Source organism: Paenibacillus marchantiophytorum, assembly GCF_014640555.1.
GTDB lineage: Bacteria > Bacillota > Bacilli > Paenibacillales > NBRC-103111 > Paenibacillus_E > Paenibacillus_E marchantiophytorum.
On record NZ_BMHE01000104.1, the window covers coordinates 1 to 4,403 of the forward strand.

Annotated in this window: 8 protein-coding genes; all 8 read left to right on the forward strand. The window is 38.7% G+C overall.

All coding sequences use genetic code 11. The features are described 5' to 3' along the window. Positions 1-452 precede the first annotated feature (452 nt). Positions 453-641 (forward strand): hypothetical protein, encoded by a 189-nt coding sequence (locus tag IEY34_RS35870; RefSeq protein ID WP_189021013.1) that lies wholly within the window; start codon positions 453-455, stop codon positions 639-641. Positions 642-645: 4 nt separating this feature from the next. Continuing rightward, positions 646-942 (forward strand): Rossmann-fold NAD(P)-binding domain-containing protein, encoded by a 297-nt coding sequence (locus tag IEY34_RS35875; protein WP_189021015.1) that lies wholly within the window; start codon positions 646-648, stop codon positions 940-942. Next, a complete protein-coding gene (locus IEY34_RS35880) occupies positions 921-1,244 on the forward strand; it encodes a Rossmann-fold NAD(P)-binding domain-containing protein (RefSeq protein WP_189021017.1) in 324 nt (107 codons plus the stop codon). Before IEY34_RS35875 ends, IEY34_RS35880 begins: the two co-directional genes overlap by 22 nt. After that, positions 1,241-1,906, forward strand: a complete 666-nt coding sequence (locus tag IEY34_RS35885; RefSeq protein ID WP_229758026.1) for a DUF2306 domain-containing protein — start codon at positions 1,241-1,243, stop codon at positions 1,904-1,906. Before IEY34_RS35880 ends, IEY34_RS35885 begins: the two co-directional genes overlap by 4 nt. Positions 1,907-2,617: 711 nt before the next feature. Next, positions 2,618-3,016, forward strand: coding sequence for a contact-dependent growth inhibition system immunity protein (locus IEY34_RS35890; protein ID WP_189021019.1), 399 nt, complete (start codon positions 2,618-2,620; stop codon positions 3,014-3,016). 74 nt (positions 3,017-3,090) lie between these two features. Beyond that, a complete protein-coding gene (locus tag IEY34_RS35895) occupies positions 3,091-3,345 on the forward strand; it encodes a hypothetical protein (protein WP_189021021.1) in 255 nt (84 codons plus the stop codon). A gap of 88 nt (positions 3,346-3,433) precedes the next feature. Continuing rightward, complete coding sequence (locus tag IEY34_RS35900; RefSeq protein ID WP_189021023.1) at positions 3,434-3,733, forward strand: hypothetical protein; 300 nt, start codon at positions 3,434-3,436, stop codon at positions 3,731-3,733. 37 nt (positions 3,734-3,770) lie between these two features. Next, on the forward strand, positions 3,771-4,049 hold the full coding sequence (locus IEY34_RS35905; RefSeq protein ID WP_189021025.1) for a hypothetical protein: 279 nt from the start codon (positions 3,771-3,773) through the stop codon (positions 4,047-4,049). The last annotated feature ends 354 nt before the right edge of the window (positions 4,050-4,403 follow it).

A 4,403-nucleotide genomic window follows, 5' to 3' on the forward strand; every position in this document is an offset into this window, starting at 1 on the left:
AAAGAGTTGAAAGGATATGAGGATTATTGTAAGAAAACACGGTATCATTTAATTCCCCTTATTTGGTAAGGCTTCAAGCCAAATTGAATAACACATGAAAAAAAGAAGTTCGAAAATTTAGTTTCTAGTGGCATTTAGTTACAGCTAACGCAGAACTATAGCGTAATAAACAACTAAGACGCGGCTGCTGGCATAGATCGGCAGCCGCGTTGTGCTAACGGGCAGCATAGCGTAGAATAGCGAGTTGTAATAAACTGGGTATAACTGTATTTAGAGGTTATAACATGGAAAAGTTAGATGCTCATCGGTCTTTTATCGTTTTATTAAGCATCAAATCTCCATTAATACTTTTGTGGAACTCCAAGTTTCCGTTCGAAGAGTATTGACCCTATAGTTGCTATAGGGTTTATATTTATTTTTATCCACAAAATCGACTAGGAGGATAAAATAAAATGGGAGAGTCGGTTAGACTGGTGAGTATGAGCGGGAAAGCGACAGTCCCATCAGGGGTAAGGGTAGAGAAAGCAGACCTTATGGACAAGGATCAATCGAAGGCCATTATGAAGCAGGCAAAGGTTGTCTTTCAATGTGCGCAGCCACCATATCCAAAGTGGATGAATTATTTTTATCTTTCAGGATAGTATTGTGTCAGGGGCCATGACTGCCGGAGCAAAGCTGGCCGTTGCTGAAAACTTATATATGTATGGGCAGGTCAAAGGGAACATGCATGAAAGTTTACCTTACACCGCCACTACTAAGAAGGGGGAAATTCGGGCAGAGATGTCGAGTAGGCTGCTACAATTGCACCAAGAGGGCAAGCTGCAGGTGACGATGGGACGAGGCGCGGATTTTTTTGGACCGGATGTTCATAATTCATCTGTAGGTTCGCGGCTCTTCAAGCCAATCATGAAGGGTAAAGTTTGCACGGTCATGTTGTCTTAAGTCAAAATGATGACGCATTTGGTCGTGCTTGGCATGTGCCGAATGCAGCCACAGTTACAACAAGGGAATTTGTTGAAATAGCCTATCGGCTTGCTGGATTGCCCGCAGTTATTCGCACCATGGGAAAGGGTATGCTTAGATTAGGAGGATTGTTCATACCAGCAGCGCGAGAAAGCATAGAAATGCTGTATCAGTTCGAGCAAGATTTTATCGTGGATAGTAGACCTTTCTCCAAGCGATTCGGTTTGGTGGCTACTTCCTTAGAGAGCGCTTTGGCCAAAACGTTGGATGCACAGAAGTGAGAAAGGAAAGTGGGATTACAATGGGGAACAAAATCATTCGGGCACTCGTTTTCATTTTTGCATTTGCAATAGTAGGTTATGCCATTGTTCAGTATGGAGTATTGAGTGCTCGTAATGCTGGACTCGTTTCTTTTAAATTGCAAAAGCCGGACTTTCATCTAACACCTTGGGTGTATGTGCTGTATGTTCATATAGTAACTGCAATGTTGGCCCTTGCCATTGGGCCATTTCAGATTTTTTTGAAGCAATCACATGCTAGGAGACGTAGGCACAGACTGCTAGGTTATGTTTATATTATCTCTGTTTCTGCGAGTGGGATTGTCAGCCTATATTTATCGTTTTTTGCGACAGGCGGTTGGATCGCAGGACTTGGATTCTTCGGGTTAGATGTACTTTGGGTAGCAGCCACTTGGATTGCCTTACGCAAAATTATTGTCAAAAATGTTCAGGCTCATAAAGCATGGATGCTTCGCAGCTATGCGCTTACTTTCGCAGCGGTTATGCTCCGAATTTGGTTGGGTCCGCTTGTATTGATTTTTGGTGATTTCGAGGCGGGGTATCGTGTTGTAGCTTGGCTTTGCTGGATTCCTAACCTGATTGTTATCGAAGCAGTGATTCGTACGAGAATATATAAGATTAGTTCTTCCGCTACTTCCATATAAATTATCTTAAAAGTGGTGCTATCACCACTTTTTCTCGCGACTGGATTAGTTATGAGGGGAATGCGGTTGTTACGGGAGAAGAGTAGAAAGTAAATGACGTATATTAATGTTCGCAATTTGAATACACTATCTAGAAGGTTGTAAATCCACCGGTGATGCATTCAAAGTGTTACAGCAGAAGGCCAGTGTTCCTCGACTGAGGAGTGCTGGTCTTGTTTCTTTATATTAGGCTCTACACAATCATTAATGCTTGACAGTTCGTATCGGCTAAAATCGCATCTGTGTGACCGTTCCCCATTTTCCCCCAACCCAAGGGAGCTAATCATGTTAAAACAATCGTGTAGAGGATTAAGATAAAGGGACACGTTAGTTTAAAGATGTAACCAAATTGAAATATTAATTTCATTCTGTCTTAATGAATTAAGCCTATACTAAGAATCAAGACCCCCCTTTAAAATATACTTAGACTCACGGCCCGTTGCTGTAGGTCTCTTTTTTATTCACTTAATCGGCAGGAATGTTCAATAAATGGTTTAATTCTTATAAGATGACAATTTTTTTCTGAAGAGTGAGGATTTCAAAATGAAAAAATCAAAATTAGAATTCAATATGCGTTTGAGGGACGGTTATCCGGGACCTATATATTTTGCAGATTTTATTAGTTCGATATATATATGAATGTAACGTTGTCAATTGAGGTGAAAAATGGACATGGTAGATTTAAGTATGACGTTAGAAGAACTTGACGGGGGAAATTGGGGGGATCCTGAAAAAGGAGCCACTGGTTTGATTAGAAAGTGTCTTGCATTACGAAGAAAGCCTTTAAAGGATTTCACCAACGATGATCTTACTAGAATGATCCTTCAGAAAATTTCACTTGAATATCTGGTCCCTACAGCCATTGAAAGATTGGTTGATAACCCACTAATCTCCGGGGATTATTATAGAGGAGATCTATTAGGTTCAGTACTAAGAGTTGATCTGGATTTTTGGAAAGATAATCTGGAACTTCAGGAAGAACTCAATATGATTATTCTAGATGTGGTTCAAGCATATGAAACGCTAGATCCATTAATAAAAAGTTATCAAAATATAAATTCCGGCAGTTAGCTTGCAACACCATAAGTGGACTACGCTAACTGGGAACGATAGTTGAATACAAAATCTAAGCAAAAGGTGAAAAAGTGAACTTAGAAATAGAGTACTTAACGCAAGTAATCAATAGTTGGGACCCTGTTGGGCTTCTGGCAGGTGGTGCTCCAGATAATGAATACGACATTGAAATAAGGGAAATTGCACAGAAATCTTTGTCGTGTAATTCAGAAGTGGATTTAGCGACACTTATTTGGGAAGTATTCAAAGATAGAATGGGGATCAAACTGAATAAACTCGCTTGCTTAAAGCAAGCATTTGAAATAACTAAAAACGAAAAATATTAGCGACAAGCCATTTCGCTGATGGGCACTATAGTTCATTCCAAACACTGAGCAGATGTCAACATTACCTAATCATTTATTGGAGGAAATAATGGCAGAGAAAATAAATTCGAAAGAATTCTTCAAGGATTTAGATGAATTTCGTACACCACAACAGATGAGAACTTATTTTGAAAATAAAAAAACTGAAATTACTTCAAATAAAGTTCTTAATGATTTAGCCCGATTAAAGACTGGTAGGTATAAAGAATTCCTTGAAGAATTTTATCCATTATATCTTTTTAGTCAATCAAAATATGTACCTGAAAATGCCTTAGTAAGAATTTTATTAGGTAATCAAAGCTTTGATGCGATTGTCAAGTTCCCTTATTTATGGTCAAGTCGAGCGTGAAGATGCAATTTTAATAAAGCAATGTGGATACAGCAAAATGAGAATAGGCGACAAAAGGGATCTCGAATCAAAGGCGTATGATTATCTTGAAGAAGTTATCTTAAATGCAAAGAATAAAGCAAAAAAGCACTACCATGGTGTAGCAATTATTATTTTATTGGATGTTTTTTATTACTTAGAAATATGGAATCTGGATACAAAACGATTTATTGAAACAGCTTTTGAAAGGATTAGAGTACTCCCTTTTGACACAAATGAGGTCTACATAATGGTTAGAAATAGTGATCCTGTTGAGTTAATAAATGATAATATATAGGGTTATTTAAGATCCTGACAAAAGTACTGGGAGCATACTAGTGCTTATGGGACTAATTTTGTAAATCAGTTTGAATAACAAGTATTTGTTAGGCTGCCGGCATGAATAGGCAGCCTCGTTAAACTAACGGGCAGGATAGAGGAACATACGGTAAGGTTGTTCTCGAACAGAAGAACAAATTAATGATATGATGTTGTAAATGGAACAGGCTAGTCGAGCCTATTTTCAATTTTCGTGAGGGAGTCGATAAATGGGTATGGGAAGTACGAATCAATGGGATGCGGAATGGGAAGTATCAGAAGAATTGGCTCATAAATTAATAAGCAGTCAGTTTCCGCAGTTAGCTTCACAAAG

Bases quoted from the DNA above. Each gene is read 5' to 3' on its own strand.
- IEY34_RS35890 (WP_189021019.1), top strand. From the start codon at position 2,618: ATGGTAGATTTAAGTATGACGTTAGAAGAACTTGACGGGGGAAATTGG.
- IEY34_RS35900 (WP_189021023.1), top strand. From the start codon at position 3,434: ATGGCAGAGAAAATAAATTCGAAAGAATTCTTCAAGGATTTAGATGAA.
- IEY34_RS35905 (WP_189021025.1), top strand. From the start codon at position 3,771: ATGAGAATAGGCGACAAAAGGGATCTCGAATCAAAGGCGTATGATTAT.
- IEY34_RS35870 (WP_189021013.1), top strand. From the start codon at position 453: ATGGGAGAGTCGGTTAGACTGGTGAGTATGAGCGGGAAAGCGACAGTC.